The sequence below is a fragment of the Bradyrhizobium manausense genome, assembly GCF_018131105.1.
Lineage (GTDB): Bacteria > Pseudomonadota > Alphaproteobacteria > Rhizobiales > Xanthobacteraceae > Bradyrhizobium > Bradyrhizobium manausense_B.
Window position 1 is genome coordinate 97,754 of sequence record NZ_JAFCJI010000005.1, and the last position, 25,786, is coordinate 123,539.

Here is a 25,786-nt window from a genome sequence, read left to right on the forward strand (position 1 = left end):
CTGAGATAGTAAGTATACTGTCAATTAGGGAGGCAGGATTTGCGGATCGCCGTGATTGGCGGGGGGCCCGGCGGGCTCTACTTCGCCTATCTCTGGAAGAAGCGTCACCCCGAGGATCAGGTCGACCTGTTCGAACAGAACCCGGCCGACGCGACCTGGGGCTTTGGTGTCGTGTTTTCCGACCAGGCCCTGGAATTTTTGCGTGCCGACGACCCGGAGACGGTCGACGCGATCGCGCCGCATATGGAGAGCTGGGAGAACATCACGCTGAACCACAGCGGCGACAGCGTCGCCCTCGACGGCGTCGGCTTCTCCTCAATCGGCCGGCTCGAGCTCCTGCAGTTCCTCCAGCAGCGCGCGCTTGATGCTGGCGTCACCCCGCACTTCGACACCCAGATCCAGGCGATCGATCAGCTCAACGGCCATGATCTGATCGTCGCCGCCGACGGCCTCAACTCGCTGGTACGTCGTGCCTATGAAGGCGATTTCGGCACCTCGCTGTCGTACTCCTCCAACAAATTCGTCTGGTACGGCACCTCGAAGCGTTTCGACACGCTGTCGCAGACCTTCGTGAAGACCGATCGCGGTGCCTTCAACGCCCACCATTATCGCTATTCGCCGAGCATGAGCACCTTCCTGGTCGAGTGCGATCACGCGACCTGGCAGGCCTATGGCTTTGCCTACAAGGACGTCGAGCAGTCCAAGGGTGTCTGCGAGGAGGTGTTTGCGGACACGCTTGGTGGTCACTGCCTGGTCTCGAACAAGTCGGTCTGGCGCAATTTCCCCTGGGTCTGGAACGAGCACTGGTCGTTCAAGAACATGGTGCTGATCGGCGATGCGCTGCACTCGGCGCATTTCTCGATCGGGTCGGGCACACGGCTCGCAATCGAGGACGCCATCGCGCTGGTCAAGGCGCTGGAATCGGATGCTCATCTTTCGACCGCGCTGCATCGCTACCAGGCCGCGCGCAAGCCCGTGGTGCAGAAGCTCGTCAATGCCGCGCGCACCAGCGCCTTCTGGTACGAGCATTTTGCCCAGCATATGCAGCTTGGCCTGATGGACTTTGCCTACAGCTACATCACCCGCTCCGGCCGCATCGACGATTCCCGGCTGCGCGCGATGTCGCCGGCCTTCATGGCCCGCTACGAGGCCGAGAAGAACGACGGCGGAGATGCGGTCGACGAGGCTACCGCATGAGCAACGAGATACGCGACCAGGTGCCCGCGGACTCTGCGGGCGCCCGTGAGATCGGCTTTGCCGTTCCGGAAATCTACAATGCCGGCCGGATCCTGTTCGACAACCTTGCCAAGGGCAACGGCGACAGGGTCGCGCTGATCGGACCCGCCGGCAAGCGCACCTACGCCGAGCTCTGCGCGGACGCTGCCCGCTGGGGCAATGGCTTCATTTCGCTCGGCCTGCAACGCGGCGACCGCGTGCTGCTATTCCTCGACGACACCCCCGCTTATCCGGCCGCCTTCTTCGGCGCCGTGCGCGCCGGCTTCGTGCCGCTGCTGATCAACACGCTGACGCCGCCGGACCTGCTGCAATTCTACCTCGCCGATTCCGGTGCGGCCGTTGCTGTCGCTGACGCCGAGTTCTGCACGCGCTTCAATGCCGAGGCCTGCAAGGACACGGCGCTGCGTACGCTGATCGTGGTCAATGGCAAGGTCGGCGACCACGCTGCACCGAAAGCGCTGGCCGCAGCAGAGTGGCTCTTGCAATTTCCGGCCGTGTTGGCCGAAGTGCCGACGCATCGCAACGAGATGGCGTTCTGGATGTACTCCTCCGGCTCGACCGGCCGGCCCAAGGGCATCGTGCATCTCCAGCACGACATGGCCTATAGCGAGGTCGCCTTTGCGCGGAACGTGCTCAAGCTGACGCCTGACGACATCTGCTTCTCCGTGCCGAAGATCTTCTTCGCCTACGGCTTTGGCAATTCCGTCACCTTCCCGTTCTCCGCGGGCGCGGCGACACTGCTGTTGCCAGGACAACCGAAGCCCGCGTCGATCTTTGCCGCGATCGAGCAGTATCGGCCGACTGTCTTCTTCGGGCTACCGACGCTCTACACGTCCCTGACCAAGGCTGAAGGCGCAACCAAGACGGACTTCTCGTCGTTGCGCATGTCGCTCTCGGCCGCCGAAGTCCTCTCGGCCGAAGTTTTCAACGGCTGGAAGACGCTCACGGGACTCGAGATCGTCGAAGGGCTTGGCTCGACCGAGGTGTTGCACATCTACCTTTCCAACCGCCCCGAGCAGAAGAAGCTCGGCGCCGCGGGCCTGCGCGTGCCGGGCTACGAGGTTGCGCTCCGCGACAAGGACGGACGCGACGTTGGCGACAATGAGGAAGGCATCCTGTGGGTGCGCGGCGATTCCAACACGCCGCTGTACTGGAACCGGCCGGACAAATCCGCCGAGACGATTCGCGACGGCGGCTGGATCTACACCGGCGACCGTTTCGTCCGCGACAGCGACGGCTTCCACTTCTTCCGCGGACGCGCCGACGATCTCATCAAGATCTCGGGCCAGTGGGTCTATCCGCTCGAGGTCGAGCTGTGCCTCGCCGACCATCCCGACATCCGCGAATGCGCCGTGTTCGCGGCCGAGTTGCCGGACCGGCGCATGACGCTGAAGGCGGTGGTGGTGATGAACAATCGCGCCGCCGACCAGAGCGAGGCGACGCGGCGGCTGCAGGACTACGTGAAGGGCAAGCTGCTGCCCTATAAATATCCGCGCGAGGTGATCTTCATCGACGAGTTGCCGAAGACGGGCACGGGGAAGATCGATCGGCAGGCGCTGTTGCGGATGTGAGGCCCCGCTGTCGTCCCGGTGAACGCCGGGACCCATACGCCGCAGCAGTTGCGGCGCGAGATGGTCATGGCCTGCCTTCGTCAAACTGCTGCCGCGGCGTATGGATCCCGGATCTGCGCTTCACGTGTCCGGGACGACGGCGGAGAATGAGGCGTGAGCATAGCCTCACGCGCTCATACCCCTCACCCCGCCTTCCCCAAATGCTCCAGGGCATCCTCCGCCCGCAGAGGCACTCTTGAGGCCTCGTTGTTGAGATCGACGAGCTGCGACAGCAGTCCCATCAGCGCCTTGCGCTCGGCGGGCTTGAGCGGCTCCAGCATGCGCGCCTGCGCGCGTTCGACGGCAGGAATGATCTCGCGCAGGATCGCGGCGCCTTGCTTGGTGAGGTACAGCAGCTTGATCCGCTTGTCCTCCGGCGCCGGTTTGCGCTCGACGAAATCCTTGGCCTGCAGACGCTCGATCACGCTGCCGAGCGTGGAGCGGTCGAAGGCGATCACCGCCGACAGCCGTGTCGCGTCGATGCCTGGGTGGGTGTGGATCGCGATCAGCGCTGCATATTGCACCGGCGTGAGGTCGAACGCCTTGCACTCCTCCATGAAGATCGAGACCGCGATCTGCTGCATGCGCCGGAACAAATAGCCCGGCGCGGCATAGACCGCATCGATCGTGATCGGAGCAGCAGTCTTACTCGGCATCGGGCTGCTTCTCCGGCGCGGCATCGGCAAACGCAGCCAGCGCCTTGGCGGCAGCTTCAGCCTTGAGCAGGCGCGGATAGGCCGAGACATCGACGCCGAAGCGGCGCGCGTTGGCAAGCTGCGGCACGAGACAAAGATCGGCGAGGGTCGGCGCAGCCCCGAAGCAGAACGGCCCCGGCTCGTCCTTGATCAGGGTTTCGCAGGCCGACAGGCCCTCGCGATTGACCCAGGCGGCCCAGTCCTGAACCTTCTCCTCGGCGAGCCCAAGCTCGCGCAGCCGCGCCAGCACCTTCAGATTCTGCACGGGGTGTGTGTCGCAGGCGATCGCCAGCGCGAACGCCCGCACCCTGGCGCGCTGCAGCGCATCCTGCGGCAGCAACGGTGGATTGGGGTGCGACTCGTCGAGCCATTCGACGATGGCAACTGATTGGGTCAGCACCGCGCCGGCATCGTTCTCCAATGTCGGCACCAGACCTTGCGGGTTGATGGCGAGATAAGCGGGCGCGCATTGTTCGCCCTTGCGAAGATGATGCGGCAGGTGCTCGGCACCAAGGCCTTTGAGATTCAGCGCGATCCGCACGCGATAGGCGGCGCTGGAGCGGAAATAGCCGTGCAGCTTCATCGGAACCCTCCCGGTTTTCTCATGACTTAGCAGGCCGGGGCGCCATTGACGCTACAAAGATTGGCAGTATGCTGTCAATCTATAGAATGACGGGAGGCTCATCATGGAAGCCGTGACCAAGACGCCCGAACGCGAGGCGTTCTACAAGAAGATCGACGGCGAGAATCTCACCGCGCTGTGGACGGTGATGAGCGATCTGATCACGCCGGAGCCGAGGAGTGCCTGCCGGCCTCACTTGTGGAAGTTCGAAATCATCCGCGACTACATGACGGAAGCAGGCAAGCTCATCACCGCCAAGGAAGCCGAGCGGCGCGTCCTGGTGCTTGAGAACCCCGGCCTGCGCGGCCAGTCCAAGATCACGACCTCGCTATATGCCGGCGTGCAGATGGTCGTGCCCGGCGACGTCGCACCCGCGCACCGGCACAGCCAGTCGGCGCTGCGCTTCGTTCTCGAAGGAAAGGGTGCCCACACCGCGGTGGACGGCGAGCGCACCGCGATGGAGCCCGGCGATTTCATCATCACACCTTCGATGACCTGGCACGATCATTCCAACGAAACGAATGAGCCCATGTTCTGGCTCGATGGCCTCGATATTCCGCTGGTGCAGTTCTTCGACTGCTCCTTCGCGGAAGGCTCAAAGGAAGACCAGCAGAAGATTACCAGACCCGCCGGCGACAGTTTTGCCCGCTACGGCCACAATCTGCTGCCGGTCGACGTGAAGCGGTCATCGAAGACCTCTCCGATCTTCAGCTATCCCTATGCCTACACCCGCGAAGCGCTGGAGAAAGCCAGGACCAGCCAGGAGTGGGACGCCTGCCACGGGCTGAAGCTGAAGTTCAGCAACCCCGAGACCGGCGATTTCGCGATGCCGACCATCGGGACGTTCATCCAGCTGCTGCCGAAGGGTTTCAAGACAGCACGTTATCGTTCGACGGATGCGACCGTGTTCTGCCCGATCGAAGGCAAGGGTCGCAGTCGCATTGGCGATGTCGTGTTCGAATGGGGCCCGCGCGATCTGTTCGTGGTGCCGAGCTGGCAATGGGTGACGCACGAGGCGGATGACGACGCGGTGCTGTTCAGCTTTTCGGATCGGCCGGTGCAGCAGAAGCTGGATCTGTTTCGGGAGGATCGCGGCAACGCGTGATGGCATCGCTGCCAACCACGCCGTCGTTGCGAGGAGCACTTGCGACGAAGCAATCCAGAATCCCTCCGCGGAAACATTTCTGGATTGCTTCGCTTCGCTCGCAATGACGGCGAGAGCCTCACCGCCAGTGCAGCAACTTGACCTCAAGCCAGCCGATCACCTTCCCCACCGCCAGCCCAAACACCGACAAAATCACCACACCCGCGAGCAGTTGATCCGTCTGCATGAGATTGCCGGCCTGGAGCACGAAGGCGCCGATGCCGTATTGCGCGCCGATCATCTCGGCGCTGACGACGAGCAGCAGCGCCACTGACGCCGTGATGCGGAAGCCGGCGAGGATCGCAGGCAAGGCACCTGGCCAGACCACCTTGCGCACGATGGTGGCGAACGGAACGTTGAAACTCTGCGCCATGCGGATGAGGTTGCGCGGCACCGCGTCGACGCCGCTATAGACCGAGATCGCGGTGGAGAAGAACACCCCTAACGCAATGGTCGCGATCTTCGGCTCTTCGCCGATGCCGAGCCAGAGGATCAGGAGCGGCAGCAGCGCGATCTTCGGGATCGGGAACAGCGCCGAGATGAAGGTGATGCCGACGCTGCGCGCCAGCCTGGACAGGCCGATGGCGAAGCCGACGACAACGCCGGCGGCCGTGCCAAGAACCCAGCCGACGCCGATGCGCAGAATCGAAGCCGAGAGATGCTGCCAGAGCGCGCCCGACATCGCGAGCTGATAGATCGCCCGCACGATAGCCGAGGGCGCCGGCAGGAACAGCGGATTGACGAGGCCGGTGCTGCCGGCCGCCTGCCAGATCGCGATGACCAGGGCGAGCGCGATCCAGCCGCCAAAACGGCTGCTGGCGGGGACGAAGCCCGCGCCACGAAAGCGGACGCGCCGGATCGTTTCGTCCCTGGCTGATATGTCCGTCGCGCGATCAAGCATGCTGAACCTCGCGCTCGGCATCGATCGCCTCATTGCGGATCAGCGACCAGATCTGGTTCTGAAGCGCGAGCAGTTTTTCACGCGCCGCAGCTTCACCACGCGCGGCGCGCGTCATCGGCACGGACACGAGCTCGCGGATGCGGCCCGGCCGCCGCGACAGTACGACGATGCGGTCGGCCAGCCGCGCGGCCTCTTCGAGATTGTGGGTGACATAGACCGCACCCATGCCGCCGTCGGCGAGCAGGCGGACGAAATCTTCCATCAAGAGCTCGCGCGTCTGCGAATCCAGTGCCGAGAGCGGCTCGTCCATCAGGAGAATGGCCGGCTTCACCGCGAGCGCGCGCGAAATCCCGACGCGCTGGCGCATGCCGCCGGAGAGCTGTTTGGGAAGGGCCCTGCGAAAATCGGTCAAGCCGGTGCGACGCAAGGCATCGTCGACCAGCGCGCGGCGCTGCGTGGCCGAGAGCTGGGTATGCAGCAGGGGGAATTCGACGTTGTCTTCCACCGTGGCCCAGGGCAGCAGTGCAAAGTCCTGGAACACGAAGGTGAGCGGATTGAGACTGTCCGCCGGCGGCGCCCCGCGCAGTTCGGGTGCGCCGGAGGTTGGCTGCAATAACCCGCCGAGGATCGACAACAGCGTGCTCTTGCCGCAACCGGAAGGACCCACGATCGCCACCACTTCGCCGGCGCTCACCGTGAAGGAGACGTCGTCGAGCACGGCAAGATCGCCGAAATGGTGAGAGATGTGGTTGGCGATCAGGTCCATGTCACGGCCTCAGTGTGGTCCCGGCGAAGGCCCCGCTGCATCCGGGCCGTGCATCCCTCGAGGCTCGCTTCGCGAGCACCTCAGGATGACGGGGATGGTTGGCAGCCTTCGGCAAGGGCATCAATCCGCCTTCACAAAATCCTTGGCGATGATGGTATCCGCGGCAAAGCCCTTGTCGACAAAACCCTGCTCCTGGAGCCATTTGATCTGGTTGTCGACGTTCTTGACGTCGAGCTTGCCATCCGGATCGATATAGGCGCAATTGCCGACCACCTGCTCAACCGACAGGTTGGTATATTTCGCGATGATCTCCAGCAGCGGCTTGGTCTTGTCGTTGATCGGCGCGACGCCGTTCTTCATCGAAGCCAGGATGACGTCGTGATATTCGCGATCGGCCTTGGCCAGCGCGCCGAGCAGCTTTGTCACCAGCGCCTTGTTGGCCACCGTCTTTGGCGAGGCGAACACCGCGCCCAGCTGCCAAGGCGTCTCGTCGCCGACCCAACCCAAAAACTTCGCGCCGCCGTCGTCCATCAGCTTTCGCGCGGTTGAGATCGGCAGCAGCGCCGCGTCGACGGTCTCGCCCTTCAGTGCGGCCGCCGCGTTCGACAGCGATTGCAGCGGCACGATCTTCACGTCCGCGAGCTTGAAGCCGTATTTGTCGGCGAGCAGGCCGAGCGAATAGTGAAAGCTCGAGCCGACCTGGGTCATCGCGATGCGCTTGCCCGCGAGATCCTTCGGCGTCTTGAGACCGGCGGCATAGGCGTTGTTGCTGGCGAAATAGCCGATCAGGGGATAGCCGGCCTTCTCGCGGCTCATGCCGCCGATCACCTTCAGCACGCCCTTGCCGGCGAGATTGTAGAGGCCCGCGGTGAAAGCCGTGACGCCGAAATCGACATCCCCCGAGGTGGTGGCGACCGCGATCGGCTGCGCCGCATCGAAGAACTTCAGCTCGATGTCGAGGCCGGCATCGCGGAAATAGCCCTTGTCCTGGGCGATGAAAACAGGCGCAGACGACGACAGGCGGAGCACGCCGATCTTGGCCTTCAGTGCATCTTCGGCCCGGGCCGTGCCCATCGCCATCATAGCCAAAAGGCTAACAGCCGCGACCCTTGCAATCCCGATCATCCCGCTTCCTCCAATATTTCTCTTTTTGCAGCCCGTTACAGGCCCTTTGGCACGGGTTGGTCCCGTCCGATAAAGGCACCCTGTTGTTTCAACGTTTCCTGCAATTTTTCAATGGGGATTTCGCGTGGGATCCGGTTTCCGGAGAGTGCGAGCGCTGCCGCGGAACCGGCGGCTTCCCCCATCGCGAAACAGGCACCGGAGACACGCGCCGCCGATTGGCCCTCATGGGTCATGGAGGCGCAGCGACCAGCGACCAGCAGGTTGTCGACGCCCTTGGGCACCAGCATCCGGTAGGGCAGCTCGTTATAGCCGCGCGATTCCGGGATCGGCGGAAAGGTGAAGACGACATCACCGGGAACGTGGGCCTCGATCGGCCAGCCGTTGACGCCGATGCTGTCCTCGAACGAGGCGCAGCCGAGCACGTCCTCGCCGCTGAGCTGGTAGCCGCCTCTGATACGGCGGGTCTCGCGGATGCCGAGCTGCGGAGGCAGATCGACGATGTAGGACTTTTCAAATCCGGGCACGGTGCTGCGCAGGAACTCGTACGCTGCGAGCGCCTGCTTGCGGCCCTCGATCTCGCCGCGGGTGAGATCGTCGGGCTCGACGCCGTTGATGGCATGACCGTCCTCGCGCGCCACCTGGGTGAAATTCACCCGCCATTCGATCCCGGATTTTTGCGGCCGCACGATCGCGCTCTTGCGCGGGAATTTGTGCGTGCCGGCGGCGGTGGCCGCTTCCATCAATTGCGGGATCGTCCGCCACGCGTCGCCCGCCTTCGCCGGATCGATGCCATTGAGGCGGAGCATCATCGACGGATACATCGGATGGCCGTGCTCATCGCCGAACTCGAACGGCGCACCGGCCCAGACCGCAAGATCGCCGTCGCCCGAGCAATCGATGAAAATCTCCGAGCGCACCGCCTGCCGGCCGGCCTTGGTCTCGACCATCAGTGCGTCGATACAGCGGTCGGCGCCCATCACCACGCCGGCGCCGAGGGCGTGGAAGAGGATGTGTACCTTGTGGCTGGCGAGCAATTCGTCCGCCGCAATCTTGTAGGCGGCGGTGTCATAGGCCTGCGCAAAGACCTTGCCGAGGATCAGATGCGGCGCGTTGAGGCCGTTCAGATGGTCGATCCGCGCCAGCAGATCGGAGGCCATGCCCTGCACCAGCCTGATGGCCTCGCCGTAAACGTTGCCGTGCAGGCCGCAGAAATTGGTGACGCCGGCCGCGGTACCCATGCCGCCGAGAAAGCCATAGCGCTCGATCAGCAGCGTCTTGCGCCCGGCGCGCGCGGCTGACGCGGCGGCCACGATGCCGGCCGGTCCACCGCCGAGCACGACGACTTCATATTCGCCGTAGAGCGGCACCTGACGTGCCGGTTCATTGATCGTCGTGGCCCGCATGGCGCGTCCTTCCCAAAATCCTTTTGCTTGGGGACGACTATGAATTAGCGCGCGGTGGACTACAATCCACCAAAATATGCGATCAGCTTTCACGAATCGAGAAAGGTCGACATGGACATCCTGGTGAACCTTCAGGCCTTCCTCGCCACTGCTGATACAGCCGGCTTCTCCGCCGCAGCGCGAAAGCTCAATGTCTCGACCTCGGTCGTCGCCAAGCGCGTCACGCAGCTGGAGGCGCGGATAGGCACGCCGCTGTTTCACCGCTCCACCCGGCAATTGCGGCTGACCGAGGCCGGCCGGCGCTATGTGCATCGCGCCCGCGGCGTCGTGACCGACGCGACCGACCTGCTGTCGCGCATGGGCGAGAAGGGGCACGATCTCGTCGATCACCTCCGCATCAAGGCGCCGACCTCGATGACGGTGGCACGGCTTGCCGATGCCTTCAGCGCATTCCAGACCCAGAACCCGCGACTGAAGCTCGAGATCGTGCTGATCGACCGTCCGGTCGATCCCGTCGCCGAAGGTTTTGACATCGCGATCGGCGCCTTTCCGCATTCCTTCGGCGGCGTGGTCGACGAACCACTGGTCCCGCTGAAGCGATTGCTCTGCGCCTCGCCGGCCTATTTGAAGAAACACGGCACGCCAAAGCATCCGAGCGACCTCGTCGAGCATCGCTGCCTCAGCTTCATGCCGACCGGCCCCGAATGGGTCTTTGACGGGCCGCGCGGCCGCATCAGCATCCAGGTCAGTCCGCTGCTCTCCTCCAATGAGGGACACGTGCTGGCGCGCAGCGCGATCGCCGGCAACGGCATCGCGCTGATGTCGCACTACCTCGTAGCGGACGCGTTGCGCGACGGCACGCTGAGGCCGGTGCTGCGTGACTTTCCGATTCCGGAACTATGGGTAAAGGCTGCCATCCCCGAACGCCGGCGCAATGCGGCCGCTGTGCAGGCACTGCTCACTTTGCTGAAAACGTCGCTCGCGCCGTCCTTGTGAAAGGTCGCAGCGTCCAACGCATCTGTCGCGGCCGCGCTCAGCCCTTTCCGCCACTCCAATTCGCCGCGCGCTTCTCGGCGAACGAGGCCAGTCCCTCGGCCGCTTCCGTACTTTGGCGCTTGAGCGAATGCAGTTGGACGAGCCGCGTGTAGGCCGCATCGTCCACCGCCATGCCGCCGAACGAGCTCTCCAGTGCCAGCCGCTTGGTCTCGGCCATTGCCTCCGGGCCGTTAGCCAGCAGCTGTTCGACCACCTTGCCGCCTGCGGCTTCGAGATCGGCGAGCGGCACCACCTCATGGACGAGGCCGATCCGGCGGGCGTCTTCGGCGCCGAAACGTTCGCCGGTCAGCGCGTAACGGCGCACCTGCCGCACACCAATGGCATCGCAGAGCTGGGGGATGATGATCGCGGCGGTCAGGCCCCAGCGCACCTCCGTGATGGAGAACAGGGCGTTGTCGGCGGCAATGACGACATCGCAGGCCGCAATCACGCCGGTGCCGCCGCCGAAGCAGCCGCCCTGCACCAGTGCCACGGTCGGAATCGGTAACGTATTGAGCCGCTGCACGGCCTCGAATGTGGCCCGCGAGGCCGCCTCGTTGGCCTCGGGCGATTGCGGCCGCACGCCGTTGATCCATTTGAGGTCGGCGCCGGCCTGGAAATGCTTGCCGTTGCCCCTGAGCACGACGACGCGGAGATTCGACATTTTGCCGAGATCGTCCATGGCCGCGAGCACGCCCGCGATCAATGCGCCGTCATAGGCATTGTTGACCTCGGGCCGGTTCAGCGTGACGGTCGCGACCCCGCGTTCATCGAGGCTCCACAGGACAGGGTTGACAGTCATCGGCGATCCTCCGGTCATTGTTTGCCCTGCACTATGGCTGAGGCTGCTCGTCCTGATCCATATCTTTTGGCGTGGGGCGGTCGCGCCCATCGCATGGCGGCATGTGTCATGCTGGCATCGGGCGGCACCCTTGGAATCAGAGACGGGACATCATCTATGCGTATCTGCATTTTCGGCGCGGGCGCCGTCGGCAGCCACCTTGCGGTACGGCTGGCGCGCGCCGGTCATGAAGTCTCATGCGTGATGCGGGGGGCGCATCTGGAGGCCGTCCGCGCCAATGGCCTCAAGCTGCGCGTCGGTGATTCCGAGGTTTCGGCCAAGGTGAACGCCTCGGGCGATCCGGCTCAACTCGGTCCGCAGGATGTGGTGATCTCCACGCTGAAGGCCACCGCGCTCACCGGGCTGGTCTCCAGCATCAAGCCGTTGCTCCAGGACGACACCGCCATCGTGTTTGCGCAGAACGGCATTCCCTGGTGGTACGGGATCGGCCTGCCGCCGCGGCATCCGACCCCACCGGACATATCCTTCCTTGATCCGGGCGGACGCCTGCGCGCCTGCATCCCGAAGGAACGAATCATCGGCGGGGTGATCTTCTCCTCCAACGAGGTGACGGCGCCCGGCGTGGTGCAAAACCTGACGCCGGACCGCAATCGCCTGCTGATCGGCGAATGCGACGACCGCAATTGCGAGCGCATCACCAGACTGCGCGGTGTGTTCAACGACGCGCGGCTGGAATCGCCGCCGGTGGCCGAAATCCGCGAAGCCATCTGGTCAAAGCTGCTGACCAACATGTCGCTGTCGGTGCTGTGCCTGCTGACGGGCCAGACCGCGCGCGGCGTGCGCGACGATCCTGCCTTCGCCGAGCTCATCCCGCGGATGCTGAACGAGGCAAACGATATCGCGCAGCACTTCATTCCCGAGGTCAAGCGCGTCACGCGCAGCGGCCCCGCCCCCAACCACAAGCCGTCGCTGCTGCAGGACTACGAGCTCGGCCGCGCCATGGAGATCGACGTTCTGGTGAAAGCGCCCGCTGCCTTCGCGCGCACCGCCGGGCTGTCGACGCCGACACTCGATCTGATCGCCGCGCTCGCGATCCAGAAGGCGCGCGACCAGGGACTCTATTCAGCCTAGCTTCAGGCGAGTTGATCGATCCAGGTCGCGAGCGTGTCGAGCACCTCGGCAAGCGCTTCGTCATTGGTGCGGCCGGACCTCTTCAGCACCGCGAAGGAATGATCGCCGCCTTCGATCTCATGCAGCGTCGCCTTCGCCCCGAGCGCCGCGATCACGGGCTTGAGCAGGCCGAGATCGGCAAGCCCGTCGCGCGTGCCCTGAAGAAACAACATGGGGATGGCGACGCCGCCGAGGTGCTCGGCGCGCTCGATCGATGGCTTCTTGTCGGCATGCAGGGGGAAGCTGAGGAAGGCGAGCCCTCTCACGCCGGGCAATGCTGCCTTCGACTGCGCCTGCGATGTCATCCGTCCACCGAACGACTTTCCGCCCGCAACGAGCTTCAATCCCGGACACAGCCGCGCCGCCTCGTCGACTGCCGCGCGGATGGTGGCATGCGCGACGGCGGGTTGATCGGGACGACCCTGCTTATTTTCCATGTAGGGAAAGTTGAAGCGGAACGTCGCGATGCCGCGTTCGCTGAGACCCTCCGCAATCCTGTCCATGGATGCGTGCCGCATCCCTGCGCCGGCGCCATGCGCCAGAATGAAGCAGGCTCGCGCATGGTCCGGCTGCATCAGGATCGCGGAGACCGCGCCGATGCGCGCGATGTCGAGCTTGAGCTCATGAGTTTTGACAGCCACAATCAACCATCCCAACAGACGCTGCACCGGTCGCCTTGGTAGCGTCGCCGGCGCAGCCTGAAAACACAATAATTGCAGCAGTCGACTGGCCTACCAAGCCCGCAAGCCGCATCAACCGAGGTAACCATGTCCTACCGCTCCTCCTGGATGACCGAAGAGCTCGACGTCTTCCGCGACCAGTTCCGGAAATATCTCGCCAAGGATCTGGCGCCGCATGCCGAAAAATGGCGCGAGCAGAAGATGGTCGACCGCTTCGCCTGGCGCGGGCTCGGTGACATGGGCGCGCTGCTGGCAAGCGTGCCCGAGGAATATGGCGGATTGGGCGCGACCTTTGCCTATGACGCCGCCGTGCTGGACGACCTCGAAAGCACCGTGCCGGAGCTGACGACGGGCGTCTCCGTGCACAGCGCCATCGTCGCGCACTACATCCTCAATTACGGCTCGGAGGAGCAGAAGAAGCGCTGGCTGCCGAAAATGGCCTCAGGCGAGATGGTCGGCGCCGTCGCCATGACCGAGCCCGGCACCGGCTCGGACCTGCAGGCCGTGAAGACCACCGCCAAGAAGCAGGGCAATTCCTACGTCATCAACGGCCAGAAAACGTTCATCACCAACGGCCAGGCTGCCGATCTCGTCATCGTCGTCGCGCGCACCGGTGAAGCCGGCGCCAAGGGCATCTCGCTGATCGTTGTCGAGACCGAAGGCGCCGATGGCTACAAGCGCGGGCGCAACCTCGACAAGATCGGCCTGCACGCGTCCGACACGTCAGAGCTGTTCTTCGACAATGTCACCGTGCCGCCGGAAAATCTGCTCGGCAAGGAGGAAGGCCAGGGCTTTGCCCAGCTGATGCAGCAATTGCCGCAGGAGCGCCTTGCGCTCGCGGTCGGCGCCGTCGCCTCGATGGAGCGCGCCGTCAAGCTGACCACCGAGTACACCAAGGAGCGGAAGGCGTTCGGCAAGCCGCTGATGGATTTCCAGAACACCGCCTTCACGCTCGCCGAGCGCAAGACCGAAGCGATGATCGCGCGAGTCTTCGTCGACTGGTGCATCGAGCGCCTGGTCGCCGGGGATCTCGACACCGTGACGGCGTCGATGGCGAAGTATTGGTGCTCGGACAAGCAGGTCCAGACCGCCGATGAATGTCTCCAGCTGTTCGGCGGCTACGGCTACATGCAGGAATATCCGATCTCGCGCATCTTCATCGATTCCCGTATCCAGAAGATCTACGGCGGCACCAACGAGATCATGAAGCTGCTGATCGCCAGATCGCTGTAGGGGCGCCGCTAACGCAGCCTCCAGTCGCGCGGCCGGCAGCCAAAGCGCTGCTTGAAGCGCCGCGTGAAGTGAGAAAGGTCCGAAAAGCCCCAGTCGAAGGCGATGGCGCCGATTGTGCGATCCGCCATGGTAGGATCGCCGAGATCCCTGGCGATGCCATCGAGGCGACGGTCGATCACATAATCGGTAAAGCCGGAGCCCGATCGCGCCAGCAGCTTGTGCACATAACGCTCGCTGATACCGACAGCCTCGGCGATATCGGCAACGCTGAGGCCCGGTTCGCGCAGCCGCCGGTGAATGGCGCGCTTCAGCGCCAGCATAGTCGCGTCGACAAGGCTCTCGGCCTCTGCGGTGCGCGCGCGGCTCTGCCGCGAGAGGCTCATGGCAACCAGCTCGATCAGCGCCCGAAACAGGTGCACACCCTCGTCCTCGGTCATGCGCAGCGCACCATCGCTGAGCGTGCGTGCCGTCTCGACGATGAGATGGCCGACATAGGGATCGTCGGAGACGCGGGCCGCTGCGACGTCGAACGACGCCGGCAGCCGTGCGCGCAAGGCCTCCGCCGGCACCCAGAACGATGCGACCTGCAATTGGGGACCACGATCATGCAGAAGCGCGAATTGCCGATCGCTGTCGAAGATCCCGACCTGTCCCGATGACAGGCTGATCTCGCGATCATCCTGCCGGATGCGGCAGCGGCCGGCCAGTTTCAGATTGAGATAGAAGCAGCTGCGATCCGACGCCGCGATGTCGGCCGCGGAGCGGCGCACCACATGCTCGGGAAAGCTGACGCGGTTGATCGCGGCATCGCCGAGACGGATGCGCTCGACGCTGGCCGAAAAGCCCGAAGCCGCCGCCGGCTCCGGCGTCAGGTTCATGAAGGCCTGGCAGATCGCCTCGCGGTAATAGGCGAATTGCTCGCCCGGCCTGATGTTTGCGGTATTCCAGGCCGATTGGCGTGACGGAGCGGGGCGCGCGATTTCCTGCATCGGTTCACTCCGAGACCAATCCGGTTCACTTCCAGCCAAGCGCCACATCCGTTGCCGGTCCAGACTGGCCGCACGGCGACGCGCCGCAACGATCTAACCACACCCCCCGGAGGAGCCACAACATGTCGACCTACGTCCTCGTCCATGGCGCCTGGCACACCGGCGCCGAATTCGAGCCTGTTGCGGCCCCGATCCGCGCCCACGGCCATCAGGTCTACACGCCGACGATCAAAGGCAACCGTCCCGGTGACGCCAAGACGACGGGGCTGAAGGAAGCGATCCAGTCGATCGCCGATTATCTGGCCGAAAACAATCTGAAGGACGTCGTCCTGCTCGGCCACTCCTATGGTGGCATGATCATCACCGGCGTCGCAGACCTGGTGCCCGAGCGCATCCGCCGCCTGGTCTACTGGAACGCCTTCGTGCCCAACAGCGGCGAGTGCCTCAACGACATGGTGCCGCCGCACTATATCGGGCTGTTCGACGCGATCGCGGCCGAGCGCGGCGACGGCTCGGTGGTGCTGCCCTTCCCGGTCTGGCGCGAAGCCTTCATCAACGACGCCGATCTCGCGACGGCGCAGCGTGCCTATGACGTGCTCAATCCGCACCCGCTCGCAACCTTCACCGACAAGATCACGCTCAAGGCCAATCCGGCCGAGATGCCGCTGGCAAAGTCCTACATCAACTGCACCGAAGACACCGCGCTGCCGCACAGCTATGGCTGGCATCCGCGTCTGTCCGAGAAGCTCGGCCTGTTCCGCCTGGTGCAGGTTTCGGGGAGCCATGAGCTGTGCTTCTCCGACCCGGCGCGCCTTGCCGAGGCGATCATGGAGGCAGGGCGCGACTAGCTCGCGCCAGATCCCATCTGCTTGTCGGCGGCGATGTCGCCGCAACCTGCGATTTCGGCAGGAAGGCGAGATCCATGCCTTCCTGCGCGGCCTGGCGCCAACCCCGACGACCCTTGCTCGACCGCAAACGAATTCAGATTTGCGGGACAACCGTCATTGCAAGGTGCGGCACCAGACCATAGGCTGCATGCGACGGACGACAACCATCCGGTCTCGTTTGCGTCAAGTCAGGGGACAAGCGAATGGTCCACGTCTCGCGCCGAAAACTCCTTCAGCTTGCTGCCGTTGCGCCGTCTGCCCTTCCCGCCGCCTGGACGTCCTTGGCGTCGGCCGCGTCCGGCACCAAGACCCTCACCGCAGTGATGCAATCGGACCTTCGCGTCACCGACCCCGGCTTCACGACAGCCATCATTACGCGCGATCATGGCTATATGGTCTACGACACGCTGCTTGGTATCGATTCCAAATTCCAGGTGCGGCCGCAGATGGCCGACTGGACGGTGTCCGCGGACAAGCTGACCTACACCTTCACTTTGCGCGACGGCCTGAAGTGGCATGACGGAGCGCCGGTGACGGCGGAGGATTGCGTGGCTTCGCTGAAGCGCTGGGGCACGAGCGTCGACGGCATGGCGCGAAAGCTGATGGACTTCACCGCAGGCATCGAGGCCGCAGACGCCCGGACGATCGTCTTCAAGCTGAAGGAGCCTTATGGCCTCGTCCTCGAGACGATCGCCAAGCCGTCGTCGATTTGCGCCTTCATGATGCCCAAGCGGCTTGCGGAAACCCCGATCAGCAAGCAGATCCCGGAGCAGATCGGCTCCGGCCCATTCAAGTTCATGGCGGCTGAATTCCAGCCCGGCGTAAAGGCCGTCTACCAAAAGAACACCGATTACGTACCGCGCAAGGAGCCGGCCGAATGGACCTCGGGCGGCAAGGTGGTCAAGGTCGACCGTGTCGAGTGGCTGACGATGCCGGACGCACAGACCGCGCTCAATGCGTTGCAATCCGGTGACGTCGATTTCGTCGAAACGCCGCCGTTCGATCTGCTGCCCGTGCTGGAGTCCAATCCGGACATCAACGTGACGATCCTGAACAAATTCGGCTTCCAATCCTTCGGCCGGATGAACTTCCTGCATCCCCCGTTCGACAATGTGAAGATCCGCCGCGCCGCGCTGCTCGCGATCAACCAGAAGGATGTGCTCGACGCACAGATCGGCAATCCCAAATATTACAAGCTATGCGGCGCATTCTTCATCTGCGATACGCCGCTGGGCAGCGACGCCGGCGGCGAGACCCTGATCAAGGGCAACGGCATGGCGGATGCCAAGAAGGCCCTGGCCGAATCAGGCTATGACGGCACGCCCGTGGTGATCCTGGCCCCCACCGACCAGATCCTGCTGAAAGCGCAACCGGTCGTGGTCGCACAGCTCCTCCGCGAAGCCGGTTTCAAGGTCGATCTTCAGGCGATGGACTGGCAGACCGTGGTCACCCGCCGCGCCAACCAGAAGTCGCCGAAGGAAGGCGGCTGGAACATGTTCTTCACCTATCAAGGCGCGGCCGACTCGATGAACCCGCTCGTCAACGGCGCGATGGTCGGCAAGGGCAAGGAAGGCGGCTGGTTCGGCTGGTCCGAGGATCCCAAGCTCGAAAAGCTGCGCGACGACTTTGCTCGCGCCGCCACGCCGGACGAGCAGAAGAAGATCGCCTTCGACATCCAGAAGGAAGCCTACGATCAGGTGATCTATGTCCCGCTCGGCCAATTCCAGGCGCCGAGCGCATGGCGCAAATCGCTAACCGGCGTGATCGACGGCCCGGCGACGCCGATGTTCTGGAATGTCGAAAAGAATGAGTAGACTGACGGCCTCTCCACTAGCGACGACGAGGTCTAGTTCGGATGCCACCAGCGGCCGCCGATGACGACGCCTTCGGAGACGATCTTCTTGTCGCCGATGAGATGCTCGCCGACGACGTCCTCATAGTCGAACTGGCCTTGTTTCACCGAGATCAGCGTGGCATCGCCGACGCTGCCCGGCTTGAGGCTGCCGAGCTCGGGCCGCCGCAGCGCCATCGCGGCATTCTCCGTCGAGGCTGCGATCACATCCGACAGCGACATGCCCATGCAGAGGAATTTCGACATGGTCGTCACCTGGTCGAAGGCCGGGCCATCGATGCAGAGCTGATGGATGTCGGATGAGATGGTGTCAGGATAGAAGCCGTTGGCGAGCATCGCGCGCGCGGTCTTGAACGCGAACGAGCCCTTGCCGTGGCCGATGTCGAACAGCACGCCGCGTTCGCGCGCGTCCAGCACCGCCTTCTTCACCGTGCCCTGCGCAGTCGCCGGCGAATTCGGGAAGGGACGGAACGCATGGGTGAGCACATCGCCGGGACGCAGACGGGCCAGCACCTCTTCATAAGTCGGCGGCGGATGGTCGATATGCGCCATCAGGGGCATGCCGACCTCGTCGGCGACCTGAAGCGCGATATCGAGCGGCACGGCGCCGGAGGTGCCCGAGGAGTGCAGTCCCACCCGCACCTTGATGCCGACGATGACGTCCCGGTTGGCATCAGCCACCTTGGCCGCCTCGATCGGATTCATCAGCCGCAATTCCTCGCTCTCGCCGACCATGATCCGGTGCGAGAAGCCGAAAATGCCGGCATGGGAGACGTGCAGGTAAGCAAGGATGCGGACCTGGCTCGGCTCGATGACATGCTTGCGGAAGCCGGCGAAATTGCCGGGGCCGGCGCTGCCGGTGTCGACCGAGGTGGTGACGCCGGAGGCACGGCAGAACTCCTCGGCGTCGATGCCGAGCGAGGTGCCGCCCCAATAGACGTGCGTGTGGAGATCGATCAGACCGGGGGTCACGATGTATTTCGAAACGTCACGGACCTCTGTCGCCGGATCCGCTTTGAGCCCGGTGCCGACCGCAGCAACTTTGCCGCCGGAAAATGCCACATCGGTCACGGCGTCGAGCTTCTGCGAGGGGTCAACGACCCGTCCGCCGCGCAGGATCAAATCGAAGGGCATGATTGTCTCCGGATGTGGCACGCATGGACCGGGCTGGAAGGTGCGCTTCCAGCCCGGTCGCCTTTGTTAGCAATTTTCGCGCTGCCGAAGCAAATCGGTCGCTGTCAGTGTCCGTTCGATCCGTGCGGCGTTTCCTCTTTCACCCGTGCCAATGCGATCCGCGGATGACGCTGCAGAAATTACCACGATGGAAATGCGGCTCCTTGTCGGCGATGACGTCGGCCTTGACGTTGCCGAACGTCGTGTCCGGCTTGTGCCTGATGCCGTCGTAGAAGGCCTGGATGATGTCCTCCTTGAAGTGCAGTGTTCGCGGAAATGCCTTCACGACGGCTTCGCGCTCCGCGTCGGAATACTCCTTGTAAGTGAGCCCGAGCACGTCCATCTCGACACCTGCCGTCACCAGAGCGACGACCGGATGCATGTGCTGCGGCACGCCGGGCGTAGTGTGCAGCGCGATCGCGGTCCAGACCGTGTAGGCGTCCTGTTCGGAGATGCCGTGGCTGCGGAGGAAGTCGCGCGCGGCATGCGCGCCGTCGACCTCGAACCGTTCATGCTTGCTGCCATGACCGGGCATCAGCCCGAGGTCATGAAACATGGCGCCGGCATAGAGCAACTCACGATCGAATTTCAACCCACGGCGAATGCCCGCCAGCGCGCCGAAATGATAGACGCGGCTGGAATGGTTGAAGAGCAATTCCGTCTCGGTATCGCGGATGTAGTCGGCAATGGCGCGTGCCAACTTGCTGTCGGGAATGGCGGCGGCTTCAGTGATCTCTGGCATGACGGGCTCCTGAAAATAGCGGCTCGCCAGCAAGGTAGATCGGCTCTATCCTGTCCTCAATTGCCGTAATACGTCTAAAGCAGACAAGATCGGATCGGGGCGGACATGAGCGCGAAGCCAAAACCGAGGAATGTTGTGATCATTGCGCTGCCCGGAGTGCAGCTCCTCGACGTTGCTGGACCTCTCGATGTCTTCGCCGAGGCGAACGTGCAAGCCGGACGCGAGGTCTATGCGCTGATGGTGGCGGGGGCAGCGCCGGGGCCAATCCGCAGTTCGTCAGGCGTGTGTCTAATGCCTGATTGCACCATCGGTCGCGGTTTCCAGGAGAGCATCGACACATTGCTGGTCGCGGGATGCCCGAATGCTGGCGACGTGCCGGCGGACGGCGTGGTGATCGATTGGCTACGTCGGCGCGCTTCCAAAACCCGGCGCTTCGGGTCGGTATGCTCGGGCGCGTTCTTCCTTGCAGCCGCAGGGCTCCTCGACGGCAAGCGAGTCACGACGCATTGGGCCGTTGCGGACCGGCTTGCCGAAAAATTCCCGTCGGTAACCGTGGACAAGGACGCGATCTACGTCACCGACGGCAAGCTCCGCACCGCCGCCGGCGTCACCGCGGGACTCGATCTCGCGCTGGCACTCGTCGAGGAAGACCTTGGACGCGAGATCGCGATGAAAGTTGCGAGCCAGCTCGTCATGTTCTTCAAGCGCCCGGGCGGGCAAATGCAGTTCACCCGCAAGGGCGAGACCGTCCCCGCCGGACGCGCCGCGCTACAGGAGCTCCAACGCTGGGTCGCGGCCAATCCCGGACTGGATCACAGCGTCGCAAGCCTTGCGGCGCGCATGGAAATCAGCCCGCGTCATTTTGCGCGGCTGTTCCGCGCCGAAGTCGGAATCACGCCGGCAACCTGGATTGAGGAGGCCCGCGTCAACACTGCAAGGCGTCTGCTCGAGCTCGGAAACGAGGCCCCCAAGCAAGTGGCCAGACACTGCGGCTTTGCCGATGCGGACACGTTGCGCCGCGCGTTCGCCCGGCATGTCGGCGTGACGCCTGCCGAGTATCGCAAGCGCTTTGCGCGAATCCCGGCTTCGGCGATCTAAAGGGGAGAAGAGAATGGCGATCCCGGCATGACTCGAACATGCGACCTACGGTTTAGGAAACCGCCGCTCTATCCGGCTGAGCTACGGGACCGCGGAACCCGCCGATGGGCGGGTTGCCTGGACGTGTACATATCAAAGCGAGGGCCGGACCGGAAGCCCTTCGCTCGACAACAAGCGGTCGATCAGGACTTGCCGTAGGACCCCTGGTAGCGCCCCTCGCGAATCGCCTTCAGCGTCTCCTCCTCGCGCTTGATCTGAACACGCACGGCCTCCAGCAGCGCCGCGGCACCGGCGGCGGGAAACGACACCACGCCGTCCTCGTCACCCACCACGATGTCACCGGGCGAGATCACGCTGCCACCGATGGTCACGGGCACGTTGATCTCGCCGGGACCGTTCTTGTAGGGGCCGCGATGGATCACTGCGCGGGCGAAGCAGGGAAAGTCGTCGTCAGCGAAGGCCGCGACGTCGCGGATGGCGCCGTCGATCACATAGCCTTCGGCCTTGCGCCACTGCGCGATGTTTTTCATGATCTCGCCGACCAGCGCCCGGGTCTCGTCACCGCCGCCATCGACCACGATGACGTCGCCGGGACCGACAAGTTCGAGCGCGCGGTGAATGGCGAGATTGTCGCCGGGCCGGGTGCGCACCGTAAAAGCCGCGCCGATCAGTCTGCCGCTGCGGTGATACGGCTTCAACCCGACCGCGCCCGGCAGCCGGCCGAGATTGTCCGAGATGATCGAGGTCGGTGCATTCCTGAAACCTTCGATGATGTCGGCCGACGGTTTCGGCACGCTGTTCGCTGCGATGGTAATCGTCATGGAGTTCGGTCCTTCTGTATGTCTTATTCGGCGTGCGCCGGCGCCTTCGCCGGCATGATGCGAAACGCGCGTCCTTCCTTCATCCACGCCGCGCGCTCGTCGCGCAACAGCGTGCGGCGGACTTTTCCGGAATCATCGCGCGGCGGTGCATTGACGAACTCAAAGCTCTCCGGGTGCTTGTAGCGACTGAGCCTGTCCTTCAAGAAACCCGCCATGCCGTCCGCGATGGCCTGGCCATCCGCGTTCGCCTCCGGCTCGATGATGGCATGCACGCGCTGGCCGAGCTCCGGATCAGGCAGGCCCACCACCACGCAGGAGCGCACCCCAGGGCACTCCGAGACGGCAGCCTCGACCTCGGCCGGATAGATGTTGGCCCCGCCGCGCAGCACCATGTCGGCGAGGCGGTCGCCGAGATAGAGATAGCCTTCGGCGTCGAGCCGGCCGATGTCGCCGAGCGACTCCCAGCCGTCGGCGCGACGCTTCGGCTCGGCGCCGAGATAGTGATAGGTGGCATCCTTGCCGTCATTGTTGAGGAAGTAGATCTCGCCGATCTCGCCCGTCGCGACGTCGTTGCCGTCCTCGCCGATGATGCGCAAGCGCGCCGCCTCTCCGATCTTGCCGACCGAGCCCTTGTGCGTCAGCCACTCCGTCCCGGAGATGATGCAGGCACCCTGCCGCTCGGTGCCGCCATAGAGCTCCCAGACCCTGTCAGGTCCGAGCCAGCTGATCCAGTTCTCCTTCAACCAGGGCGGCATGGGGGCTGCCATGTGGAACACCGTCTGAAGGCTCGACACGTCGTAACCATTGCGAACGTCGTCAGGCAGCGCCCAGATCCGGTGCATCATGGTCGGCACGAAATTGACCCATTGCACCCGCTCTCGCGCGATCTGCCGCAGGGTCTCCTCGGCGTCGAACTTGACGAGGCCGGTGAGCTTGCCGCCGCCGAACAGCGCATAGTGCGATACGATGAACGGCGCATTGTGGTAGAGCGGGCCGGGGTTGAGCAACGAGGCTTCGAACGGCATGTTGAGCGGCAGCGGCGTGGCCGTGTCGATGACCGCGGGGTTGTGATCAAGGATCACCTTTGGGCGGCCGGTCGAGCCGCCCGATGTCATGGCCTTCCAGTAGCGCGCGACCGGCGGGTCGAGTTGCTCGTCGGAAAAACCTTCCGGCACGAAATCCGCGGGCAGGCGATTTGGCGCATTCCAGTCGGTCTCGCCGCCGACCACCAGCGCGGGCTTGAGAATCTCGAGCACGGCTGCGGCTTCGCCCCTCGGCAATCGCCACGACAAAGAGGTCGGCGTCGCGCCGCATTTCCATACCGCAAAGGTGGTCTCGAAGAACGCATTGCCGTTCGGCAATCCGATCGCGACGAAATCGCCGGGCTTGACGCCTTTCGCGGCAAACGCCCGCGCGCGGCGGTTGGCGCCGCGCTCGAGCTCGTCCCATGTCAGCTTGTTGTCCCCATGCTGGACGGCGATCGTGCCTTCGGGTTTGCGTTGAGCGTACCAGCGCGGCACATCGGACAGGGGCAGCAGCATCAGGCGTTTCCACTTCGTCTTCTTGGTGTTGCCTCAGGGCGAGGCGCTCACGACGCGAAGTGTAACAGCCAGGGCTGGACCTTCAAGGCGCAAGCCTCCGAGACATTTGCATCAACGCTCTGCGCCGCAGCCCGGACTATCGAACAGAGCCGCGAGGCCGCATTTCGAGGTCAGCATCCTGTCACCATCGTGGCCGACGCCGGCAACATCCCACACTCTGTGATTGGGCGTGCCGTGATCACGCTTCGCCATCGCATCGGCATAGGCGTGACCGCGGGCGTAGCGATTGGGACCTTGTGCTTCGCCCATGCAGCTCTTGTCCGCCGCTTGCTTGGTGTCGAGCGAGCCGAGCAGATAGATCACATCGCGCTCGACATAACGCTGCTCCAGCGCCGCGGGTGTCGCGTCTGCAAGATAGGGCGGCCGCCCGTCCATGCCGTATTTCCAGACGTTGTAGCCCGGGCAGGATGCGGCAATCGCCGGCACCGGCCGTTCGCGGCTGAAATATGCATAGGAGGAGGGATTGGCGACGACATAACGGATGCCGATGTGCTGACGCGACAGCGCCGCCTCGCCCTTGCCGGCGATGGCGTAACGCTGAGCGACCTGGCCGCCGCCGGAATGACCCGAAATCACGACCTGCTTCAGGTTCGGGAAGACGCGCCGGTCGGCGAGCTTTGCCAGAATCGCATCGAGCGCCTCGAAGGACGAGACCGGATTCGGCGCTAGCGCCGCATCGCCGCCTTCCCATCCCACCAGCGACCAGCGCAGCGTATCGGCCGGCAGCTTGTGAGCTTCGATGTCGACCTCTGCCAGGAACTGCGGCACGATCATCAACGCGCTCTTGCCGTCGTCGCCGGCTGCGACCTGCGCGGCGTGGGCCGAGATGTAATATTCGTCGGCATTGCGCAGGCGTCCGTGCAGCACGATGACGGCGCGCGAGATCGCCGGCAGCGGCATCGACCAGTCGTTGGAGAGATAAAGCGGAAGTTGTCCCTGACCGCCCACCGACAACCGCGCGTCGGCGACGACCTTGACCGGCTTGTTGTTGGGGGCCTCCTCCTCCGCGGCGAGGGTGGGGCCGCACACCAGCACCAAACCGATCGCGGCCATCCAGCTCAGCGCTCTCATGACGAACATGCCCCTGTCGCATCAAACCGATAAAAGTCTAAGCGCATCAAGGGCCGCGCGGCTGTGACTCCCCGGCCACGTCAAGCAAAAAATGTCAGCAATCCGGCCATGAAATTCCCGAGTTCCATGGGTGACAAGCCGGCCATAAAGGGGCAAAAATCCGTTCCGACTCAGTTAGGGTTGAGTTTTGCAAGGAATGCCCTCGTAGAATGTCGGACGTAGTTGCATCGCGTCGCGCGGCGCCGCTTCTTGTTGCCGCAGCAGGTCTTTTTCTGCTGACCTCGTCGCATGCCCACGCGCAATGGTGGAAGCGCGCGCCTGTCGACTTCGAGGAATGCGCCGACGCTGCCGAGAAATCCGCAACCAAGGCGGAAAAGACTTCGGCGCTTGCAGTTTGCAACGCGAAATTCGCCGGCCGGCGCAAGGCGGGGGGCGGCTACACCTATTACGACTTTCTCCAGGACCGCACCTTCGACATTGCCGGGCCGAATCCGACGCCGGAAGAGCAGAAGAAGATCGACGAATCCTACACGGCTTATCTTGCCGATCAGCGCCGCAGCAATGAAGCGGCCCAGGCCATGGCGCGGCAGCAGCGCGAACAGCAGGAACAACAGGCTCAGCAGCTTCAGCAGGTCGCGCTGCGGACCGAAGTCGAGCGTGTCCCCGTGCCGGTCGAGCGACCGAAGGCGCTCGGTGTGCGGCCGAAGAATGCCCCTTGCACCAAGGGCGCGTTCTCCTGCGAATGGCCGCGACTCTCGGAAGGACTGAACGACATCAAAAAGCTGTTCAGCCCGACGCCAGGCAAGCCGGCGAAGAAGGGCTGAGCCAAGCCCGTCGTCCGACTTCTGCGCCACACTCTCCGGCTTTCGCGAGGGATGACGAGTGAGGATGCCGCATCTCAGTGCGTATGCTTCTTCTTGCTCTTCCTGGGTGTGGTCACCGGCTGCGTATCTGGCGCCGGCGTTGTCGTAGCACCCAGCGCCTTGCGGCTCTCCTGCAAGCGCGCATCATAGCCGGGGGAATTCATGACGGTCGGCGGCCGAGCCTCCGCGAAGCGCGAGACGGCGCAGAGTGCGGCGAGCGTCAGCCCGATCGTCAGGCAAGCTTTCATCGCGCCTCTCCATCAACCG

At 64.1% G+C, this 25,786-nt stretch carries 25 protein-coding genes and 1 tRNA gene; 10 read left to right on the top strand and 16 right to left on the bottom strand.

Annotated elements, in window-relative coordinates; all coding sequences use genetic code 11:
* Positions 1-39: 39 nt before the first annotated feature.
* Together JQ631_RS29565 and JQ631_RS29570 are read left to right on the top strand one after the other, a co-directional pair.
* Entirely contained in the window at positions 40-1,197 is a 1,158-nt protein-coding gene (locus JQ631_RS29565) for an FAD-dependent monooxygenase (protein ID WP_212332959.1), read from the top strand.
* A complete protein-coding gene (locus JQ631_RS29570; protein ID WP_212332961.1) occupies positions 1,194-2,807 on the top strand; it encodes a benzoate-CoA ligase family protein in 1,614 nt (537 codons plus the stop codon). Before JQ631_RS29565 ends, JQ631_RS29570 begins: the two co-directional genes overlap by 4 nt.
* Positions 2,808-2,989: 182 nt before the next feature.
* Here JQ631_RS29570 and JQ631_RS29575 read toward each other — a convergent pair whose 3' ends face one another.
* Positions 2,990-3,502: a MarR family winged helix-turn-helix transcriptional regulator gene (locus JQ631_RS29575; RefSeq protein ID WP_212332963.1), complete on the bottom strand. Its 513-nt coding sequence runs from the start codon at positions 3,500-3,502 to the stop codon at positions 2,990-2,992.
* Positions 3,492-4,124: a maleylacetoacetate isomerase gene (gene maiA, locus JQ631_RS29580; protein ID WP_212332965.1), complete on the bottom strand. Its 633-nt coding sequence runs from the start codon at positions 4,122-4,124 to the stop codon at positions 3,492-3,494. The genes JQ631_RS29575 and maiA overlap by 11 nt, the downstream gene beginning before the upstream one ends.
* A 103-nt stretch (positions 4,125-4,227) precedes the next feature.
* Here maiA and gtdA point away from each other — a divergent pair, with 103 nt between their 5' ends.
* Positions 4,228-5,268 carry a gentisate 1,2-dioxygenase gene (gtdA, locus tag JQ631_RS29585; protein ID WP_212332967.1) on the top strand — a complete coding sequence of 347 codons (1,041 nt, stop codon included), beginning with the start codon at positions 4,228-4,230 and terminating at the stop codon, positions 5,266-5,268.
* 118 nt (positions 5,269-5,386) lie between these two features.
* Here gtdA and JQ631_RS29590 read toward each other — a convergent pair whose 3' ends face one another.
* From JQ631_RS29590 to JQ631_RS29605, 4 genes are all read right to left on the bottom strand, one after another.
* A complete protein-coding gene (locus JQ631_RS29590; RefSeq protein ID WP_212332969.1) occupies positions 5,387-6,208 on the bottom strand; it encodes an ABC transporter permease in 822 nt (273 codons plus the stop codon).
* Positions 6,201-6,974, bottom strand: a complete 774-nt coding sequence (locus tag JQ631_RS29595; RefSeq protein WP_212332970.1) for an ABC transporter ATP-binding protein — start codon at positions 6,972-6,974, stop codon at positions 6,201-6,203. Before JQ631_RS29595 ends, JQ631_RS29590 begins: the two co-directional genes overlap by 8 nt.
* Before the next feature lie 120 nt (positions 6,975-7,094).
* A complete protein-coding gene (locus tag JQ631_RS29600; protein ID WP_212332973.1) occupies positions 7,095-8,099 on the bottom strand; it encodes an ABC transporter substrate-binding protein in 1,005 nt (334 codons plus the stop codon).
* 35 nt (positions 8,100-8,134) lie between these two features.
* Positions 8,135-9,502, bottom strand: coding sequence for an FAD-dependent oxidoreductase (locus tag JQ631_RS29605; protein WP_212332975.1), 1,368 nt, complete (start codon positions 9,500-9,502; stop codon positions 8,135-8,137).
* A gap of 111 nt (positions 9,503-9,613) precedes the next feature.
* On the opposite strand from JQ631_RS29605, the gene JQ631_RS29610 reads away from it, so the two are divergent.
* Positions 9,614-10,498, top strand: a complete 885-nt coding sequence (locus JQ631_RS29610) for a LysR family transcriptional regulator (RefSeq protein ID WP_212332977.1) — start codon at positions 9,614-9,616, stop codon at positions 10,496-10,498.
* Between the two features lie 37 nt (positions 10,499-10,535).
* On the opposite strand, the gene JQ631_RS29615 is transcribed toward JQ631_RS29610, so the two are convergent.
* Positions 10,536-11,339: an enoyl-CoA hydratase-related protein gene (locus tag JQ631_RS29615; RefSeq protein ID WP_212332979.1), complete on the bottom strand. Its 804-nt coding sequence runs from the start codon at positions 11,337-11,339 to the stop codon at positions 10,536-10,538.
* 156 nt (positions 11,340-11,495) lie between these two features.
* On the opposite strand from JQ631_RS29615, the gene JQ631_RS29620 reads away from it, so the two are divergent.
* Entirely contained in the window at positions 11,496-12,470 is a 975-nt protein-coding gene (locus tag JQ631_RS29620; RefSeq protein WP_212332981.1) for a ketopantoate reductase family protein, read from the top strand.
* A gap of 2 nt (positions 12,471-12,472) precedes the next feature.
* Here the strand turns inward: JQ631_RS29620 and JQ631_RS29625 are convergent, their stop codons facing one another.
* The gene (locus JQ631_RS29625) at positions 12,473-13,150 is read right to left on the bottom strand and encodes an alpha/beta hydrolase family protein (RefSeq protein WP_212332983.1); all 678 of its coding nucleotides are present in this window, start codon (positions 13,148-13,150) and stop codon (positions 12,473-12,475) included.
* 126 nt (positions 13,151-13,276) lie between these two features.
* Between JQ631_RS29625 and JQ631_RS29630 the strand changes: the two genes are divergently transcribed.
* Complete coding sequence (locus JQ631_RS29630) at positions 13,277-14,422, top strand: acyl-CoA dehydrogenase family protein (RefSeq protein WP_212332985.1); 1,146 nt, start codon at positions 13,277-13,279, stop codon at positions 14,420-14,422.
* Positions 14,423-14,430: 8 nt separating this feature from the next.
* Here the strand turns inward: JQ631_RS29630 and JQ631_RS29635 are convergent, their stop codons facing one another.
* Complete coding sequence (locus tag JQ631_RS29635; RefSeq protein ID WP_212332987.1) at positions 14,431-15,411, bottom strand: helix-turn-helix domain-containing protein; 981 nt, start codon at positions 15,409-15,411, stop codon at positions 14,431-14,433.
* A 122-nt stretch (positions 15,412-15,533) separates the two neighbouring features.
* Between JQ631_RS29635 and JQ631_RS29640 the strand changes: the two genes are divergently transcribed.
* Both JQ631_RS29640 and JQ631_RS29645 read left to right on the top strand, forming a co-directional pair.
* Complete coding sequence (locus JQ631_RS29640) at positions 15,534-16,259, top strand: alpha/beta fold hydrolase (protein WP_212332995.1); 726 nt, start codon at positions 15,534-15,536, stop codon at positions 16,257-16,259.
* Between the two features lie 242 nt (positions 16,260-16,501).
* A complete protein-coding gene (locus tag JQ631_RS29645) occupies positions 16,502-18,112 on the top strand; it encodes an ABC transporter substrate-binding protein (protein WP_212332997.1) in 1,611 nt (536 codons plus the stop codon).
* Positions 18,113-18,144: 32 nt separating this feature from the next.
* Here the strand turns inward: JQ631_RS29645 and JQ631_RS29650 are convergent, their stop codons facing one another.
* Entirely contained in the window at positions 18,145-19,284 is a 1,140-nt protein-coding gene (locus JQ631_RS29650; protein ID WP_212332999.1) for an amidohydrolase/deacetylase family metallohydrolase, read from the bottom strand.
* Between the two features lie 139 nt (positions 19,285-19,423).
* Positions 19,424-20,065, bottom strand: a complete 642-nt coding sequence (locus JQ631_RS29655; RefSeq protein ID WP_212333000.1) for an HD domain-containing protein — start codon at positions 20,063-20,065, stop codon at positions 19,424-19,426.
* Between the two features lie 105 nt (positions 20,066-20,170).
* Here JQ631_RS29655 and JQ631_RS29660 point away from each other — a divergent pair, with 105 nt between their 5' ends.
* The gene (locus JQ631_RS29660) at positions 20,171-21,163 is read left to right on the top strand and encodes a GlxA family transcriptional regulator (protein WP_212333001.1); all 993 of its coding nucleotides are present in this window, start codon (positions 20,171-20,173) and stop codon (positions 21,161-21,163) included.
* A 14-nt stretch (positions 21,164-21,177) separates the two neighbouring features.
* On the opposite strand, the gene JQ631_RS29665 is transcribed toward JQ631_RS29660, so the two are convergent.
* From JQ631_RS29665 to JQ631_RS29680, 4 genes are all read right to left on the bottom strand, one after another.
* Positions 21,178-21,254: transfer RNA gene (locus JQ631_RS29665), tRNA-Arg, on the bottom strand.
* Between the two features lie 91 nt (positions 21,255-21,345).
* Entirely contained in the window at positions 21,346-21,984 is a 639-nt protein-coding gene (locus tag JQ631_RS29670; protein WP_212333002.1) for an RraA family protein, read from the bottom strand.
* Positions 21,985-22,007: 23 nt separating this feature from the next.
* Positions 22,008-23,525 carry an AMP-binding protein gene (locus JQ631_RS29675; protein ID WP_212333003.1) on the bottom strand — a complete coding sequence of 506 codons (1,518 nt, stop codon included), beginning with the start codon at positions 23,523-23,525 and terminating at the stop codon, positions 22,008-22,010.
* A gap of 111 nt (positions 23,526-23,636) precedes the next feature.
* Complete coding sequence (locus tag JQ631_RS29680) at positions 23,637-24,656, bottom strand: alpha/beta hydrolase (protein ID WP_212333140.1); 1,020 nt, start codon at positions 24,654-24,656, stop codon at positions 23,637-23,639.
* A 209-nt stretch (positions 24,657-24,865) separates the two neighbouring features.
* On the opposite strand from JQ631_RS29680, the gene JQ631_RS29685 reads away from it, so the two are divergent.
* Positions 24,866-25,480: a hypothetical protein gene (locus tag JQ631_RS29685; RefSeq protein ID WP_212333004.1), complete on the top strand. Its 615-nt coding sequence runs from the start codon at positions 24,866-24,868 to the stop codon at positions 25,478-25,480.
* A gap of 74 nt (positions 25,481-25,554) precedes the next feature.
* On the opposite strand, the gene JQ631_RS29690 is transcribed toward JQ631_RS29685, so the two are convergent.
* A complete protein-coding gene (locus tag JQ631_RS29690) occupies positions 25,555-25,767 on the bottom strand; it encodes a hypothetical protein (protein ID WP_212333005.1) in 213 nt (70 codons plus the stop codon).
* Between the last annotated feature and the right edge of the window lie 19 nt (positions 25,768-25,786).